The organism is Nisaea sp., from assembly GCF_034670185.1.
Classification (GTDB): domain Bacteria; phylum Pseudomonadota; class Alphaproteobacteria; order Thalassobaculales; family Thalassobaculaceae; genus Nisaea.
Genome location: NZ_JAXMNY010000001.1, coordinates 1,430,168 through 1,446,061 on the forward strand (window position 1 = coordinate 1,430,168; position 15,894 = coordinate 1,446,061).

At 60.4% G+C, this 15,894-nt stretch carries 15 protein-coding genes; 13 read left to right on the forward strand and 2 right to left on the reverse strand.

The features are described from left to right. Positions 1-96: 96 nt before the first annotated feature. Positions 97-768 carry a Crp/Fnr family transcriptional regulator gene (locus VOI22_RS06800; protein WP_323795779.1) on the forward strand — a complete coding sequence of 224 codons (672 nt, stop codon included), beginning with the start codon at positions 97-99 and terminating at the stop codon, positions 766-768. 6 nt (positions 769-774) lie between these two features. Here VOI22_RS06800 and VOI22_RS06805 read toward each other — a convergent pair whose 3' ends face one another. Then, positions 775-2,154 carry an MmgE/PrpD family protein gene (locus VOI22_RS06805; protein ID WP_323795780.1) on the reverse strand — a complete coding sequence of 460 codons (1,380 nt, stop codon included), beginning with the start codon at positions 2,152-2,154 and terminating at the stop codon, positions 775-777. A 136-nt stretch (positions 2,155-2,290) separates the two neighbouring features. Here VOI22_RS06805 and VOI22_RS06810 point away from each other — a divergent pair, with 136 nt between their 5' ends. The 12 genes from VOI22_RS06810 to VOI22_RS06865 all read left to right on the forward strand — a co-directional run bounded on the left by VOI22_RS06810 (position 2,291) and on the right by VOI22_RS06865 (position 15,099). Continuing rightward, complete coding sequence (locus tag VOI22_RS06810; RefSeq protein ID WP_323795781.1) at positions 2,291-3,862, forward strand: AAA family ATPase; 1,572 nt, start codon at positions 2,291-2,293, stop codon at positions 3,860-3,862. Between the two features lie 72 nt (positions 3,863-3,934). Then, on the forward strand, positions 3,935-4,534 hold the full coding sequence (locus VOI22_RS06815) for a hemerythrin domain-containing protein (RefSeq protein ID WP_323795782.1): 600 nt from the start codon (positions 3,935-3,937) through the stop codon (positions 4,532-4,534). Positions 4,535-4,574: 40 nt separating this feature from the next. Further along, entirely contained in the window at positions 4,575-5,954 is a 1,380-nt protein-coding gene (gene hemN, locus VOI22_RS06820; RefSeq protein WP_323795783.1) for an oxygen-independent coproporphyrinogen III oxidase, read from the forward strand. 418 nt (positions 5,955-6,372) lie between these two features. Continuing rightward, a complete protein-coding gene (gene ccoN, locus VOI22_RS06825; protein ID WP_323796288.1) occupies positions 6,373-7,857 on the forward strand; it encodes a cytochrome-c oxidase, cbb3-type subunit I in 1,485 nt (494 codons plus the stop codon). A 3-nt stretch (positions 7,858-7,860) separates the two neighbouring features. Beyond that, a complete protein-coding gene (gene ccoO, locus VOI22_RS06830) occupies positions 7,861-8,595 on the forward strand; it encodes a cytochrome-c oxidase, cbb3-type subunit II (protein ID WP_323795784.1) in 735 nt (244 codons plus the stop codon). 12 nt (positions 8,596-8,607) lie between these two features. After that, on the forward strand, positions 8,608-8,757 hold the full coding sequence (locus VOI22_RS06835; protein WP_028464782.1) for a cbb3-type cytochrome c oxidase subunit 3: 150 nt from the start codon (positions 8,608-8,610) through the stop codon (positions 8,755-8,757). A 2-nt stretch (positions 8,758-8,759) separates the two neighbouring features. Further along, positions 8,760-9,629, forward strand: a complete 870-nt coding sequence (gene ccoP, locus VOI22_RS06840; RefSeq protein ID WP_323795785.1) for a cytochrome-c oxidase, cbb3-type subunit III — start codon at positions 8,760-8,762, stop codon at positions 9,627-9,629. Positions 9,630-9,732: 103 nt separating this feature from the next. Continuing rightward, entirely contained in the window at positions 9,733-11,223 is a 1,491-nt protein-coding gene (gene ccoG, locus VOI22_RS06845) for a cytochrome c oxidase accessory protein CcoG (RefSeq protein ID WP_323795786.1), read from the forward strand. Then, on the forward strand, positions 11,220-11,735 hold the full coding sequence (locus VOI22_RS06850) for a FixH family protein (RefSeq protein WP_323795787.1): 516 nt from the start codon (positions 11,220-11,222) through the stop codon (positions 11,733-11,735). Before ccoG ends, VOI22_RS06850 begins: the two co-directional genes overlap by 4 nt. A gap of 8 nt (positions 11,736-11,743) precedes the next feature. After that, a complete protein-coding gene (locus tag VOI22_RS06855) occupies positions 11,744-14,047 on the forward strand; it encodes a heavy metal translocating P-type ATPase (protein ID WP_323795788.1) in 2,304 nt (767 codons plus the stop codon). Continuing rightward, on the forward strand, positions 14,034-14,171 hold the full coding sequence (gene ccoS / locus VOI22_RS06860; protein WP_084608068.1) for a cbb3-type cytochrome oxidase assembly protein CcoS: 138 nt from the start codon (positions 14,034-14,036) through the stop codon (positions 14,169-14,171). Before VOI22_RS06855 ends, ccoS begins: the two co-directional genes overlap by 14 nt. Positions 14,172-14,313: 142 nt before the next feature. After that, positions 14,314-15,099, forward strand: coding sequence for a hypothetical protein (locus tag VOI22_RS06865; protein WP_323795789.1), 786 nt, complete (start codon positions 14,314-14,316; stop codon positions 15,097-15,099). Here the strand turns inward: VOI22_RS06865 and VOI22_RS06870 are convergent. Continuing rightward, the gene (locus VOI22_RS06870; RefSeq protein WP_323795790.1) at positions 15,096-15,878 is read right to left on the reverse strand and encodes a DUF2189 domain-containing protein; all 783 of its coding nucleotides are present in this window, start codon (positions 15,876-15,878) and stop codon (positions 15,096-15,098) included. The two genes, VOI22_RS06865 and VOI22_RS06870, sit on opposite strands and share 4 nt — an antisense overlap. Positions 15,879-15,894 lie beyond the last annotated feature (16 nt).

Sequence of the window (15,894 nt, forward strand, 5' to 3'; positions counted from 1 at the left end):
CGGCATATGAAACAGGAAAGCGAACCGGCGATGAATGTGGTTGCCTCAACACCGACGGAACATACGGGAGCCGGACCCTGCTGCGGGTGTGAGGAAATGGCCTGCCCCATTCGTCAGGCGGTCGGCAAGGCTGGGCTCTCCACGTGCCCCAACGCGGTTACACGCATTTCGGCGCGTGCGGGAGAGAAACTAGATGTCGCGGGCTTTGCGCCGGATACCGTATTCCGTATCGTTAACGGGATGCTCATGCAGGAGCATGTATCGGATGATGGGCGCCGTCATATCGCGGCCTTCAAAACCAAAGGCGATCTGTCCTGGCCACTGCCACAGCAGGAATCTGGCGATATCCGCGAATTCTACGAAGCCGTACAGCCGACCGAACTCTGCATCATCTCTGTCGACCCGATCACGCAAAGCGCTCCCGGCGCGGCGGGGCTGGTGAAAGCCCTTTACAATGCTGCCCGCGATGAGGTCAGCCGCACCCAGTCCCGGATGTTCCTGCTCGCCCGTTCATCCGCAGCCGAACGCCTCGCCGGCTTTCTGCTGGACCTCGCCGAACGCACCGGCCGGGTCACCAAGCGCGGGGTGGAGCTGAAACTCAACATGCGGCGAGAACGTATCGCCGACCATCTGGGCATGCAGCCGGAAACCATCAGCCGCATCATGTCCAGCTTCAAGAAAGCCGAAGTCATTCGGCTTCCACGCCCGTCTCTGGTCATCATTCCCGATCTCAAGGCGCTCTCGAATATCGATTTCGGAGCGAACTGAATGGCCTCAGGTCGCTTGCGCCATTTTCGAAAGGACGCTGGCGTCCGCCATCTCGTTCAGCGACAAAATACGGTCCGCAAGCTCATCAGTCTGGCCATTGCCAATGATCGGCTCACTCATCGTTCGGAACTTGGCCAGCAGGCGGCGGCGCTGCTCCGGCTGATCTGATGCCGGCACCCCAACATTCTGCGTTTCTTCCACTGACGAGCCGTTTTTCAGATCGAGCTTAACCCGGCCGAAGCTCCAGATATCGCTCTCAACACCAACGACCATGGAACGCTTGCCAAGATCGCGCAGCACCGCGTCCTGGGCATTCGCATCCGTATAGGTATCGAGATCCCCCGTATCCATACCGCTCAACGCCATGCCGACCGTATGTTTCAGGCTGAACTTGATCTCCAGACCGGTTTCCGGACGATCAATGTTACAGACGGTCAACGCCCCCTTGTTCACCTCGATGGTCGCGCGCTCCACCGCGTCGGGCGCAATAGAATGAAGCTCCCGGAGACGGCGGGCTGCCTCGATCGGTGAGTGGGTCAGATAACAGGCCGCATGATACTTGAAGAGATTCTCTTCCACCGCGAAAGCGCGATTGCCGCCGGACGTCATTTCAACCGGAAAGAACCCGTCTGACTGGGTGTCCGCAAGGCCCTGTGCGCATTCAATGGCATCTGTACGTGAGGTCATCCCCTTTTTCGCCAGTCGGGCCGCCAGCAATCCATTCATCGCCGCCTTGCCAACCTGGAAAGGCTTGGACATGGTGCCGAACATCGACTTGAGACCGGCAGCCTGCGCGATGGCGAGGCCAAGCGCGTGAGCCGTCTGCCCGGCATCGAGCCCGAGTAGACGAGCTGAAGCCGCCGCCGCACCAACCGTGCCAACCGTGGCCGTCATGTGCCAGCCAAGGTTATAATGCCCCTCGCCAATCATTTCCGCCGTCAGGACTTCCGCTTCATAGCCAACAATGAAGGCCTCAAGGAAGGCACGCCCGGATACCGGCTGCATGTCGGAAATCGCCAGCAATGCCGGAACCAGCGGAACCGTAGGATGCCCCAGCATCCGGGAATTCACATCGTCATAATCAAGCGCATGGGAGGCAGCACCGTTCACCAGCGCGGCATTGAGTGGACTCAGTGCATTCTCTCGGCCGATCAGACGCGCCGGCCCGGTGCCCTCTTCCGCCATTGTCTCCGCAAGGATGTGGCTCAACGGCTCACGGCTTCCCGCGACAGTTACCCCGAACCAGTCAAGCACCGCATCGGTCGCCCAGGCGCGCGGCACTGCACCGATATCATCGGCGCCGATTGAGACAACCCAGTCCGCCAGCTCACGTGTTGCCGCTGACGGCCCAGTCTGCTCGGCGTTGTTGACTTCCGCTCTGCCCATAGTTTCCTCCTTCGCTAGACCGGTCCATTGAGTCACGGCCCGGATTGAGTCATGTCCCTAATTGAGTCATGTCATGGTCGCGCGCGCGGCACTGCGCCAGAATGGGCGCTCAACCGGAATGCGGGACCGGATCATCATGAGCCATCGAACCACGGAAGAAACCGAGGACCAAAGTGCGGCTTTGGAATTTCTGGCTCGCGCGGAGAACTATGATCCCCGCCCGGCGGAAGAGCCTGTCCATATCGTCACGCACGGCTCGCATGTCTTCCTGGCCGGAGATCGCGCCTACAAGCTCAAGCGGGCAGTCTGCTTCCCCTATATGGATTTCGGCACACTGGAGCGCCGGGAGAAGTTCACAGAAGCCGAGCTCGAGCTTAATTGCCGAGCCGCGCCCGAACTCTATCTCGGCATTCGCCATCTGACCCGGGCGCAAGACGGAACGCTTGCTTTCGATGGTCCAGGCGAGACCATTGAATATGTTCTGGAAATGAGGCGCTTCGATCAGGATGCGCTGCTCGACAGAATGGCGGAGGATGGCAAGCTCACCCCGGAATTGATTGAGCAAACAGCCGAGCGCATTCGCGCCTTTCATGACGCGGCCAAGCCACTTTCTGCCAAGGATGCGCCGGGAGCCGGTGCCGGAGGAATCCGCTGGGTGATCGAGGAAAACCTCGAGGAATTTGCATCCCAGCCCGAGCATTTCCCTCCGGACCAAGTGGCAACCTACACAGCCCGCGCCCGCGACGCGCTTTCAAAGCTAGCCCCGCTGCTTGACGCCCGGGTCGACGCCGGACATGCCAAGCATTGCCATGGCGATCTGCATCTTCGGAATATCTGTGTAATCGATGGTGAGCCGACGCTGTTTGACGGTCTCGAGTTCAATCCGCGCTTTGCCTGCATCGACACTCTGTATGACCTGGCCTACTTTCTCAGCGATCTGGACGTCAGGGGTTTTCCCGACCTCGCCAGCCTTGCCTTCAACCGATACTTCATCGACGGCGGCTATGAAGGGCTCCCATGCCTGCCCCTGTTCCTTTCCACCCGTTCCGCCGTACGGGCGAAGATCATGGTGAGCGGCGCGGAAGCGCAAGAGGACCCCTCGATCAGAAAGGCAATGCTGGAGCAGTCGCGCCAATCCTTTCAGGCAGCACAGCGTCAGATCGAACCGGCAAAGCCAGTGCTGATAGGGGTTGGCGGATTTTCGGGTTCCGGCAAATCCACCCTGGCACAGGCTCTCGCCCAATGCCTCTCACCGGTCCCGGGAGCCGTCCATCTGCGCAGCGACATCATCCGGAAGCGAATGTTTGGCTGCGCCCCTACGGAACGCCTCCCGGCCTCCGCCTACAACTCCGACGTCAGCGCAAAGGTCTACGGCATCATGCTGACCAGGGCTGGTGAAGCATTGCAGGCCGGTTTTTCCGTAATCATGGATGCGGTGAATGACCGCCCGGCAGATAGGAATGCCATCGCGGCCCTCGCACAGTCTCTATACGTGCCATTCAAAGGCTTCTGGCTCGACGTCACGGAAGAGGTCATGGCACGGAGGATTGCAGGCAGGTCCAATGACGCATCGGACGCCACCGAAACAGTGATGCTGGCACAGGCCCAACATGGGCACGGGACGCTCGGCGATTGGGAAAAAATCAATGCCGGGGGGACCCCCGCAGCAACGCTCGCCATTGTAAAATCTCGTCTCGACCTGCCTTGACATAGGTCAACGCCGACCAGTTTCACATTCCATAGGCTATTGGCACCAAAGACCTAAGCAAGGGAGGTCGCCGTGCCTAAGATACTGAAAATCCTACAAGAAGATCATCGGCATCACGACATTCTCTTGTCGATCCTTGAGAATCAGGTGAAAGACGCGCACCTCACGGGTGAGCCCGACTATGACATTGTGTCGGCGATCGTCGATTATTTCCTCACCTACCCGGCCGAGTTCCATCACGCCCGCGAAGACAAGATCTACGAAAAGATTGTCGCACGCGACGCCTCTGCCGCAGAAGAAATCGGCCATCTCGACGAGGAGCACGAAGCTTGCGAGGCTTTCATAAAAGCGTTTGCGGCCGCCCTGTCTAATGTCCTCGGCGCCGGCATCATTACCCGCAGCCAGTTCGCGAACGCGGCGCTTGAATTCATCGAATCCCAGCGTCGGCACATCCGGATGGAGGAAAGCATTTTCTTTCCAACGGCTTTGCGCGTTCTGACAACCGAAGACTGGTCCTCTTTGGACGCCGAGCTTTCCGACACTGCGGACCCAATTTTCGGCAGTCAGAAAGAAGGTCAGTTCGAAGCCTTACGGCAGGAAATCATGGACTGGCAGAGCACACGGGAGCCGGCCAACGACCATGTTCCCGGCGATCACAAGCTGCGCCTCTAGAAACAAACCGGACCATCAGGCAATTCAGGTGAACCAAGAAATGAACATGATGCGCACGGCAGGCGCGACCGAGAATACTCTCCTGCAAAAGTATGGAACGCGCAATGTGCCGCGCTATACGAGCTACCCGACGGCTCCGCACTTCCACGAAGGCATCGATGCAACGACTTACCGGCAATGGCTGGGCGCATTGAGTCCGGACGACTCCTTGTCACTCTACCTGCATGTGCCGTTCTGTAAGGCGCTCTGCTGGTATTGCGGCTGCGCCATGCAGGTAGCCCGAAAATACGGGCCTGTTTCTGAATATGCCCGTGTTTTGGAACGGGAAATCGAGACCGTCGCCGGGCACATTCGTCAGCCCGGCACGGTTCGGCATGTGCACTGGGGCGGCGGATCGCCGAACCGGCTCAACGCTCACGATTTCAGCAGCTTGATGGCAGTGCTGCGCCGCCGGTTTCCGTTCGCCGCGGATGCTGAAATAGCCATCGAGATAGATCCACGCAGCCTTGATGACAGTCTCGTCGAAGCCTACGCTCTCGCCGGGATCACCCGGGCGAGCCTCGGCTTGCAGGATTTCACCCCCGCCGTACAGACGGCAATCCATCGCGAGCAGTCATTCGAGCTGGTCGAGGATCGCGTCGGCGCACTTCGCGCGGCCGGTATCGATGCGCTTAATTTCGATCTGATGTACGGGCTGCCATATCAGGGCGTATCCGATGCAGTCCGTAGCCTCGAAATGGCTCTGAGCCTGGACCCCAGTCGGGTAGCCGTCTTTGGTTACGCGCACGTTCCATGGATGCGCAAACACCAGAACCTGATACCGACCGAGGCACTTCCAGGCCCGGAGATCAGGCGGGATCAGGCCGAGGCAATGGCCGACACTTTGGCTGCGGCAGGCTATGTGCAAGTCGGTCTCGACCATTTCGCCCGACCGGATGACAGCATGGCCGAAGCAATCGAGGCTGGCGCCCTGAAGCGCAATTTCCAGGGTTACACCACCGACGATGCATCCACACTGATCGGATTTGGTGCGTCATCTATCGGCGCCCTGCCCAATGGCTATATCCAGAACATCGCCGACACGCGGCTTTATGAGGAAAGCGTCAGGGAATCAGGACTGGCGGTCGCCCGGGGCATTGCAGTCAGTGCAGACGACAGGCTGCGCCGGCAAGTGATTGAAAGTCTGATGTGCGATGGCAAGGCGGACATAGCCGCGCTTTGTGCCGATGCTGGTATTGAAGCGAGCGTACTCCTCGACGATCAGGCATATCTTAATGAAATGCAAACGGACGGACTGCTAAACTGGGATGGGAAGGTACTCGAAATAAACGCGCCCGGCCGTCCGTATGCCCGTGTCGTGGCAGCATGTTTCGATGCGTATCTCCAGGCAGGAAAGGCCCGGCATTCCGGGGCTATATAACCTCTGGAGGGTACCCAGGCTTAAAATGCGGCGCTTTGCCGCTGCGCGTTCCGGCCACATGGCCGAATTGCGCCTTTTGAGAGAGTTTCGGCCTCAGGGCCAAAGGTGACGCTGGAATTTGACCTGGATCAATGTTTCCACGGTCGAATGCCTTTAGCGTGCCATTAGCGACCGTTCCCGAATACGGGATGGTCAATCGGGTGTGTTCAGTATCGCGAGGGAAGTCATGAACAGCACACTAACCGCAAACCGCGACAGCGGCGGCGCATGGATCATGGGCGTGTTATTCGCGCTTGGCTCCATCGTCAGTCTGCTTTGGATGGCGAAGGCAGCAAGCCCGGAATTGGCTTTCCACGCCTTCCTGTTCTTTGCATTCTTCACACTTGGCTGCTTCGTGCTGGTGAAACGGCATTACGATATGGCCGAAAGCCCTGCAGTTCCTGTTACTGGTGACGATGTCGGCTATATGGACGGCGTCATCCGTGCCGGGGCCATCGCCTCCACCTTCTGGGGCGTTGTCGGCTTCATCGTTGGCTTGGTAATTGCCCTGCAACTCGCCTTTCCGGTTCTGAATTTCGACCTTCCATGGACGAATTTCGGACGCCTTCGGCCGCTGCACACTTCCGCCGTTATCTTTGCCTTTGGCGGCAACGTGCTGATCATGACCTCCTTCCACGTCGTGCAGCGCACCTGCAAGGCACGCCTCGCGGGCGGCCTCGCACCATGGTTCGTGTTCTGGGGTTATCAGCTATTCATCGTGCTGGCAGCGACCGGCTACGTGCTCGGCATCACACAGAGCAAGGAATACGCGGAGCCGGAATGGTATGTTGACCTCTGGCTGACCATCGTCTGGGTGGCCTATCTACTGGTCTTCCTCGGCACTCTCTGGAAGCGCCGCGAGCCGCACATCTATGTCGCGAACTGGTTCTACCTCGCATTCATCATCACCATCGCGATGCTGCATATCGTGAACAACCTCTCCCTGCCGGTTTCCATTACCGGCGCGAAGAGCTATTCGGCTTTCTCCGGGGTGCAGGACGCGCTGACGCAGTGGTGGTACGGCCATAACGCAGTCGGCTTCTTCCTGACCGCCGGCTTCCTCGCCATCATGTACTATTACATCCCGAAGCGGGCGGAGCGTCCGGTCTATTCCTACCGGCTCTCCATCATCCATTTCTGGTCCCTGATCTTCCTTTATATCTGGGCCGGCCCGCACCACCTGCACTACACGGCGCTGCCGGACTGGGCGCAGACTCTCGGCATGACCTTCTCGATCATGCTTTGGATGCCCTCCTGGGGGGGCATGATCAACGGCCTGATGACGCTTTCGGGCGCCTGGGACAAGCTCCGCACCGATCCGGTTCTGCGCATGCTGGTGACCTCCGTCGCCTTCTACGGCATGAGCACCTTCGAAGGCCCGGTGATGTCCATCAAGGCGGTGAATGGCCTCAGCCACTACACTGACTGGACCATCGGCCACGTGCATTCCGGTGCGCTCGGCTGGGTCGGCATGGTCAGTTTCGGCGCGCTCTATTGCGTGGTTCCGATCATGTGGAACCGGGAGCGGCTCTATTCGCTGCGCCTCGTCGGCTGGCACTTCTGGATCTCGACCATTGGCATCGTGCTCTACATCACGTCGATGTGGGTGTCCGGTATCCTGCAGGGTCTGATGTGGCGGGCATATGACAGCCTCGGCTTCCTGGAATATTCCTTCGTCGAGACCGTTGAAGCCATGCATCCCTTCTATGTGATCCGGGCTCTTGGTGGCGCAGTGTTCGTCGCTGGCTCCCTGGTCATGGCCTACAATCTTTATCGCACCATGCGGGGGGATCTTCGTGATGAAGCTCCGTTCGTGGGAGCGCCAGTGCGCGCGCCCCAGGCTGCGGTCGCGGCGGGAGAATGATCAATGTCGCTTCTCAATAAACACTCTGTCTTCGAGAAGAATTCGATCCTGCTTACTGTCGGTATTCTGATCACAGTCGCCATCGGCGGCCTGGTTGAAATCGCACCGCTCTTCTATCTGGAGAGCACCATCGAGAAGGTGAAGGGCATGCGGCCCTACACCCCGCTCGAGCTGGCGGGACGGAACATCTATATCCGCGAGGGCTGCTACAACTGCCACAGCCAGATGGTGCGGCCGTTCCGGGACGAGGCCGAGCGCTATGGCCATTACAGCCTCGCCGCGGAAAGCATGTACGACCACCCGTTCCAGTGGGGCTCGAAGCGGACCGGACCGGACCTCGCCCGGGTGGGTGCCCGTTATTCGGACGACTGGCACGTTGCGCACATGAACAATCCGCGCTCCGTGGTGCCTGAATCGATCATGCCCGGCTATCCGTTCCTCGCCGAGCACCCGCTCAAGATCGAGGATCTCGCCGGTCACCTCATCGCCAACCGCGGTGTAGGCGTCCCCTATTCCGATGAAATGATCGAGAAGGCCGTCGAGGATGCCCGTACCCAGGTCAACCCGGACGCGGACGATTTCGATGCCTTCATGGAGCGCTATCCAAAGGCTCAGGTCCGGGACTTCGACGGCAATCCGGAAAAGCTGTCCGAGCTTGATGCTCTGATCGCCTATCTCCAGATGCTCGGCACCCTGGTCGATTTCGACCTCTACGCCAAAGACCCGGCACTCAGGTAGGAGGAGGAACCCATGACATATCAGACTGTTTCCGCCTTCGCGCAATCCTGGGGCCTGGTGTTCCTGGTCGTGATGTTCAGCACCGCCGTCGTCTACGCGCTGTGGCCCGGCAACAAGAACAAGTTCAAGAAAGCCGCGCATTTGCCGCTTGAGGAGGATTGACCGTGGCTCACAATGTTGAAAAAGACGATGTGACCGGCATCGAGACAACCGGTCATGAGTGGGACGGGATCAAGGAACTCAACAACCCGCTCCCGCGCTGGTGGCTCTGGACCTTCTATGCCTGCATCGTCTGGGCAATAGGGTACTGGGTTGTGTATCCGACCTGGCCGCTGATCAGCAGCCATACAAAGGGCATGATCGGCTATTCCTCCCGTCAGGACGTGGTGGACAAGATTGCCGAAGCAAAAGCAGCCCAGGCACAGTATCTCGATCGGATCGAGGTCGCATCGCTGGCAGACATCCGTGCGGATACCGAGTTGCTGAACTTCTCCCTCGCGGGCGGCAAGTCGGCCTTCGCGGTTAATTGCTCCCAGTGCCACGGTCAGGGTGCCCAGGGCTTCGTTGGCTACCCGAACCTGAACGACGACGACTGGATCTGGGGCGGCACGCCGGAAGAGATTTCGGCAACGATCCATTACGGTATCCGCTCCGCCCATGAAGACACCCGCTTTAGCGTGATGCCTGCCTTCGGCAAGGACGGGCTGCTCGAGCGGCAGCAGATCAATCAGGTGGTTGAATATGTCCTGAAGATCTCGGGGCAGGAGCATGACGAGGCGGCGGCATCTGAAGGCCAAACCGTCTTCGCCGAGCAGTGTTCATCCTGCCATGGTGACACAGGCCAGGGTCTGCACGACTTGGGTGCTCCCCGGCTCTCCGATGCGATCTGGCTCTATGGCGGTGATCGCCAGGCCCTGCGCGAGACGGTTACCAATGCCCGCTTCGGCGTGATGCCGGACTGGACCAACCGCCTCGACGAGGCGACCATCAAGCAGCTCGCCATCTATGTCCACTCGCTCGGCGGCGGCGAATAAACCTCGGTTCTCCCGCCGGTTCGCCGGCGGGAGAACATCTCGTACGTGATCCGGGTCCGGCCTTTCCGGTCCCCGTCAGTCAACCGACATACAGGTCACCCCAATGGACCAGGCCAGCCAAGCAGCCAGCCAAGCCAGCGTGTCATCGGCAAAAGTCGAGACGATCGATGTCGATGCCGTCAACAAGAAGGAGGAACGCTCCCTCTACAAGGCGCGCGTCAAGATCTACCCGAAGCGCGCCAAGGGTGTGTTCCGAAAGCTGAAATGGTTGGTCATGGCCGCGACACTGGCGGTCTATTACCTCGCCCCGTGGATCCGCTGGGATCGCGGCCCGAACGCACCCGACCAAGCCATCCTGATCGATTTCCCGGCCCGGCGATTCTATTTCTTCTTCATCGAGATCTGGCCTGAAGAGGTCTATTATCTGACCGGCTTGCTGATCATAGCCGCTCTCGGACTGTTTCTTGTCACCAGCCTCGCTGGCAGAGTCTGGTGTGGTTATACCTGCCCGCAGACGGTCTGGACCGACCTCTTTATCTGGGTTGAGCGTCTGGTCGAGGGCGACCGCAGTGCCCGCATCCGGCTCGACAAAGCCCCCCTATCCGTTAACAAGATCGCGCGTAAAACCACGAAGCACGTGCTGTGGATCCTGATTGGCATGGCGACCGGTGGCGCCTGGATCTTCTATTTCGCCGACGCGCCGACGCTGCTTGTCGATCTCTTCACCTTTCAGGCCCCGATCGTCGCCTACAGCACCGTCGCGATCCTCGCCGGCTGCACTTATGTTTTCGGCGGCATGATGCGCGAGCAGGTTTGCACATACATGTGTCCGTGGCCCCGCATTCAGGGCGCGCTGGTCGACGAGGAATCGCTGATCGTCTCCTACAAGGACGACCGAGGCGAACCGCGCGCGCCATTCCGGAAGAACATGGATTGGGATACACGGGGCGACTGCATCGACTGCAACCAGTGCGTCGCGGTCTGTCCGATGGGCATCGATATCCGTGACGGCCAGCAACTGGAATGCATCCATTGTGCGCTCTGCATCGATGCCTGCGATGAGGTGATGACCCGGATCAACCGGCCACTGAACCTGATTTCCTACGATACCTACGTCAATCACGAGCGGCGCGCGGCGGGGCGGCCGGAGCAGAAACCACGCATCTTCCGCGCCCGGACCGTCATCTATGCAGCCCTGATCGCGATCGTCGGGTTGATCATGCTGGCGGCCCTGATCACCCGGTCTACACTCGACATCAATATCCTGCATGACCGGAACCCGCTGTTTGTGAAACTGTCCGATGGCGGCATCCGGAATGGCTATACGATCAAGATCCTGAACAAGCAGCACGAGATACGACGCTTCGAGATCGCGATTGAGGGACTGGAGAATGCTCTGATCAGCGTTGTCGGTCAGGAAGGTACCAGCGGCCTCACGGTTCCGGCCGATCGTCTCGCCCAGTTCCGGGTTTTCGTTTCCGTCCCGGCGGCCAATGCACCGGACGGCCGGGAAGACTTCAACTTCGTCGTCACCGACCTCGCAGACGGCAACCGCGCCATCAACGACACGGTATTCAGAGGCCCAGAACAATGAGTGACACCCATATGAGCACGCCCATGAAGATCAAAGGCAAACATGTCCTGCTGATGCTGCTCGGCTTCTTCGGCATCGTGATCGCGGTGAACGTCACCTTCGTCATCGTCGCCCTCGATACATGGACTGGGCTGACCAGCCACAAATCCTACCAGGAGGGCCTGACCTACAACGCGGCGATCCGCGACGCGGAAGCACAGCGGGCGCGTGGCTGGCAGGTCGAGATCGCCTTCGAGCGGGACCAGACGCCCCCCGGGATCATCACCATGTCCGTGTCGGCACGCCTTGCGGACAGCGCGGGCAAGGTGTTGATGCCCACCAGTATCACGCTCGCCTTCCGCCACCCGATCAATGAGAGTTATGACCAGCTCGTCACGCTCTCCGAGATGGCCGACGGACTTTATGTCGGACAGGCCACCCTTCCCGTTGTGGGCAACTGGGACACACGACTGACCGCCCACATGGCTGACGGAACACCGTTCCGCCAGGACGGAACGCTCTGGATCGAATAGGCACGAGCATGAACGCCACCTCCGACAGCCCAAACGGCACGCAAAGCATCAAGACAGCCCCGCTTGCGAGTTGCTGCGAGATCGCGGCGGCAATGGATCTGGCGGATGACGTCATCCGGCCAGCGGATGTCGGCTCTTATGTCGTTGCCGGTGAAGACGGTATCTCGGACCTGCATCTGATTGTTCGGAACATGCATTGCCCGTCCTGCGTCCGTCAGATCGAGGGCGGCCTCAACGGAAAGCCCGGCGTCCTGGCAGCCAGGCTCAACGCAACGACACGCCGCCTGCATCTGCGTTGGAACGAAGCACAGACGGATGCAGCCTTCCTCGTCGGGGTGCTGGCCGACCTTGGCTATGAAGTCAGCCCCTATGATCCGGTAAAACTCGCCGCCTCGGCCAACACGGACGACAAGGACCTCTTGAAGGCCATGGCGGTCTCCGGCTTCGCCGCCGCCAATGTGATGCTGATCTCCGTCGCCGTGTGGGCCGGTCTCGCGCAGGACATGGGCGAAGCGACCCGGGCGCTGATGCACTGGCTGTCCGCCCTGATTGCCCTGCCCGCAGTCGCCTACGCCGGACGCCCGTTCTTCCGCTCGGCCCTGTCAGCTGTCTCGCACGGCCGCACCAACATGGATGTGCCGATCTCGCTCGCCGTTCTGCTCGCGTGCGGCATGAGCCTATTCGAGACCACGCGCGGCGGCGAGCATGTCTATTTCGACGCCGCAGTCAGCCTGCTTTTCTTCCTGCTGATTGGCCGGTTTCTTGATCGTTCACTGCGGCGCAAAGTCGAGTCCGCCGCCCAGAACCTTCTGGCCCTGAGAGCAGTCTCCGCGACCGTCATCAACGCTGACGGAAGCTATATCTCGATGCCGATAGACAGCATCCGCCCCGGAATGAGCGTCGCGGTTGCCGCCGGTGAGCGCCTCCCCGTCGATGGCGTGCTGGCAAGCGGCCAGACAGAAATCGACACCTCCATGGTGACGGGCGAAAGCCTGCCGCGACCGACACGGATCGGCGACAAGGTCTTCGCCGGGACAGTCAATGTCGGAGCGCCGGTCACCGTGACCGTGACCGCCACTGACGAAGGCACGCTGCTTTCCGAGATCGTCGGCCTGATGGAAGCCGCCGAGCAGGGCCGGGCCCGCTATGTGCGTCTGGCCGACCGGATGGCGCGCTGGTATGCCCCGGTCGTGCACGCTGTCTCTCTGGCCACCTTCCTTGGCTGGTTCCTGATCGGCGGAATGAGCTGGCAGGGCTCGCTGATGATCGCCATCACAGTTCTCATCGTTACCTGCCCCTGTGCTCTGGGACTTGCTGTTCCGGCGGTCCAGGCCGGGGCAGTCGGGCGCCTGCTGAAGGCCGGAATTCTGGCGAAGTCCGGGGACGGTCTCGAACGGCTCGCAACCGTCGACACCATAGTGTTCGACAAGACCGGCACCCTCACCCTCGGTCAGCCCGAACTGGTTGACCGGCACGACATCGCGCTCGCCGACCTGAAACGTGCCGCCGCACTGGCCGCCGCCAGCCGTCACCCGCTCTCCCTCGCCTTGCGCCGGGTAGCCGGTCCAGTCGCCGCGCTCCAGTCAGTCGAGGAAATCCCGGGTCAGGGCCTCAAGGCCATGGACGGTCAAAGCGAGATCCGTCTTGGCAGGCGGGAGTTCGCCGGCATCTCAGCCAATGAAGGCCTCGCCCATGATGGCCCAGAGCTTTGGCTTTCCGAGAATGGACGCCACGTCCAGTTCCGGTTCAATGACACGGTCCGTTCCGATGCGGCAGCCGTGATATCCGCCTTGCAATATGACGGCTACGCAGTGGAACTGCTGTCCGGCGACCGCCAGGATGCGGTGGCCCGGATTGCGAAGGAGCTCGGGATTACGACCTGGCGCCATGGCTGCACACCCCAGGAAAAAATCGCCCGGTTGGACACTCTTACCGCACAGGGGCGTCGGGTCTGCATGGTCGGTGACGGACTGAACGATGCTCCCGCGCTCGCCGCCGCCTTTGCCTCGATCTCGCCCGGCACCGCTGCCGACGCAAGCCAGACAGCGGCGGATTTCATCTTTCAGGGCCATCACCTCGCACCGGTTCTGGAAAGCCTGAAGACCGCCCGGATCTCCAGAGCGCTGGTGATGCAGAATTTCACCCTGGCCCTCGCCTACAATCTGATCGCGGTTCCGGTTGCCGCCGCCGGCTTCGCCACGCCGCTGGTCGCCGCCATCGCCATGTCCTCCTCGTCACTGGTGGTGACGCTGAATGCCCTGCGCATTAAACTCGGCCAGGTCCTGCCGGAGCCTCACAATGACCGCTCTTAGCTTCCTCATCCCTGCCGCTCTGTTTCTCGGACTTATCGGTCTGATTGCCTTTCTCTGGGCCCTCAAGAGCGGCCAGTTCGAGGATCTCGACGGCGCCGCGCACCGCATGCTGGACGACGACTGACCTATCGTCACAACGTCGTTATTGAGGGATTTCCCGAGTTACAATCGCCTGGACCCGGGTCACTCTTCCATCCATGAGATGGTCTCAAACCTTTGCTGCATTAATTGCCGCGCTGCTTGTCTTCGTTGGCGTCCCCGCCACAATGGCCAACGGTGCTGAGCATCCGTGCGGACCCACAGATGCCTGCATTCTTGACGGCGGCAGTTACCACGCGAGGGCGCCTGCCGGCTGGGACGGAGAAAGTCCCCTCCCCGTCCTGATCTATTTCCACGGATACAGACAGACCGGCCGCGTCGTCATGGGGATGAAAGCGCTGGCAAAGGCAGCGGATGACGCCGGAGCACTGGTCGTTGCACCGAACGGTATCGACGGGGGCTGGTCCGTAAGAGGTGCCCCTTCCAACAATCGGGATGAAATCGCGTTCGCGGCAGCCATGATCGATGATGTAGGCAGACGCTGGCCCATCGACCGGTCACGTCTCTGGGTTTCCGGCTTCTCTCTCGGCGCATCCATGGCATGGGATATCGCCTGCCTGGCCGGGGATCGCTATGCCGGTTTCTTTCCAGTTTCCGGGGCGTTCTGGCGGCCGCATCCCGTAACCTGCCCGGCAGGGCCGGTCACGATGATCCATGTCCACGGACGCGGGGACAAGATCATGCCGCTGGAGGGCCGGACCATTCGCGGACAATGGCGTCAGGGCGACGTGTTTCAGAGCTTCGAGGTCTTGCGGGCGCATAACCGCTGCAAGCTGCCGGACGTCGAACGCACCGGACCTAAGGGCCTGCTTTGCAAGGAATGGAACCACTGCGGCGGAGGCTCGCGCCTCGCACTTTGCCTCTATGATGGTGGACACGCCGCTCCGAAGGACTGGTATCCACGCGCATTTGAATGGCTCAACGGCGCGGCAAAGGCAAAGTCAGCCGGTTAGTCCGGCCTGATCCCGTCAAAAGCACGCCTGTAAGCATGCCATGTCGCATGTCCGATCAGCGGGAAGGTAATCGCCAGTCCGACGAAACAGGTCACAATCCCGACCGCTGTCAGCATCACGATGAGCCAGGCCCATACCAGCATCGGCCAGAGATTCTCCCGTATCATCTTCACGCTTTCCAGAATGGCCGTCACAGCATCAACGTCGCGCACCATTAAAATCGGCACCGAGAACGCCGTAAGCGCAAAGACAGCAGCCGCCAGCACGCCGCCGAATGCGGTGCCTACAACAAGCAGACCAAGGCCGTCGAACGTGAAGAACAGCATGCTGATGGACTCTTCCAACCCCGGAAAAGGCTGGGTGCCGAAGAATAGCGCGTAAAGCAGCGTGGCAATGCGAATCCAGATCAAATGCGCCGCCATAAGGATGACGCCCAGCGAGGCGAGCTGAGTTGGGTTACGCACCGGCACGAAAAGCGCCGTCCTGAGTGAAACAGGTTCTCCAGTCTGACGCCGCCGGCTGGTCTCGTAGAGTCCGACCGCCAGCATCGGGCCCATCAACATGAAACCGGCCGAAAGCGGCAGTAGAAGGTGCGGGATATCGAAATAGAAAAGCGCGCCGGCGAGCCCCAGGCTGATGATGGAGAATGCGATCCCGTAGGTCAGGCTGATCGCCGGGCCGGCCAGGATGTCACGCCATCCTGCCGCCAGCCATTCCCAAGGTTCGTCAGGCTCCATCCGGCTGCCATGCGCCTGGATGGTATCCATCGGCACCATCATATTCCTCCGGTTTTTC

Excerpts from the sequence above, each read along its gene's own strand:
- VOI22_RS06800 (WP_323795779.1), top strand. The coding sequence starts at position 97 with ATGGCCTGCCCCATTCGTCAGGCGGTCGGCAAGGCTGGGCTCTCCACG.
- VOI22_RS06805 (WP_323795780.1), bottom strand. The coding sequence starts at position 2,154 with ATGGGCAGAGCGGAAGTCAACAACGCCGAGCAGACTGGGCCGTCAGCG.
- VOI22_RS06810 (WP_323795781.1), top strand. The coding sequence starts at position 2,291 with ATGAGCCATCGAACCACGGAAGAAACCGAGGACCAAAGTGCGGCTTTG.
- hemN (WP_323795783.1), top strand. The coding sequence starts at position 4,575 with ATGAACATGATGCGCACGGCAGGCGCGACCGAGAATACTCTCCTGCAA.
- ccoN (WP_323796288.1), top strand. The coding sequence starts at position 6,373 with ATGGCCGAAAGCCCTGCAGTTCCTGTTACTGGTGACGATGTCGGCTAT.
- ccoO (WP_323795784.1), top strand. The coding sequence starts at position 7,861 with ATGTCGCTTCTCAATAAACACTCTGTCTTCGAGAAGAATTCGATCCTG.
- VOI22_RS06835 (WP_028464782.1), top strand. The coding sequence starts at position 8,608 with ATGACATATCAGACTGTTTCCGCCTTCGCGCAATCCTGGGGCCTGGTG.
- ccoG (WP_323795786.1), top strand. The coding sequence starts at position 9,733 with ATGGACCAGGCCAGCCAAGCAGCCAGCCAAGCCAGCGTGTCATCGGCA.
- VOI22_RS06850 (WP_323795787.1), top strand. The coding sequence starts at position 11,220 with ATGAGTGACACCCATATGAGCACGCCCATGAAGATCAAAGGCAAACAT.
- VOI22_RS06855 (WP_323795788.1), top strand. The coding sequence starts at position 11,744 with ATGAACGCCACCTCCGACAGCCCAAACGGCACGCAAAGCATCAAGACA.
- ccoS (WP_084608068.1), top strand. The coding sequence starts at position 14,034 with ATGACCGCTCTTAGCTTCCTCATCCCTGCCGCTCTGTTTCTCGGACTT.
- VOI22_RS06865 (WP_323795789.1), top strand. The coding sequence starts at position 14,314 with ATGGCCAACGGTGCTGAGCATCCGTGCGGACCCACAGATGCCTGCATT.
- VOI22_RS06870 (WP_323795790.1), bottom strand. The coding sequence starts at position 15,878 with ATGATGGTGCCGATGGATACCATCCAGGCGCATGGCAGCCGGATGGAG.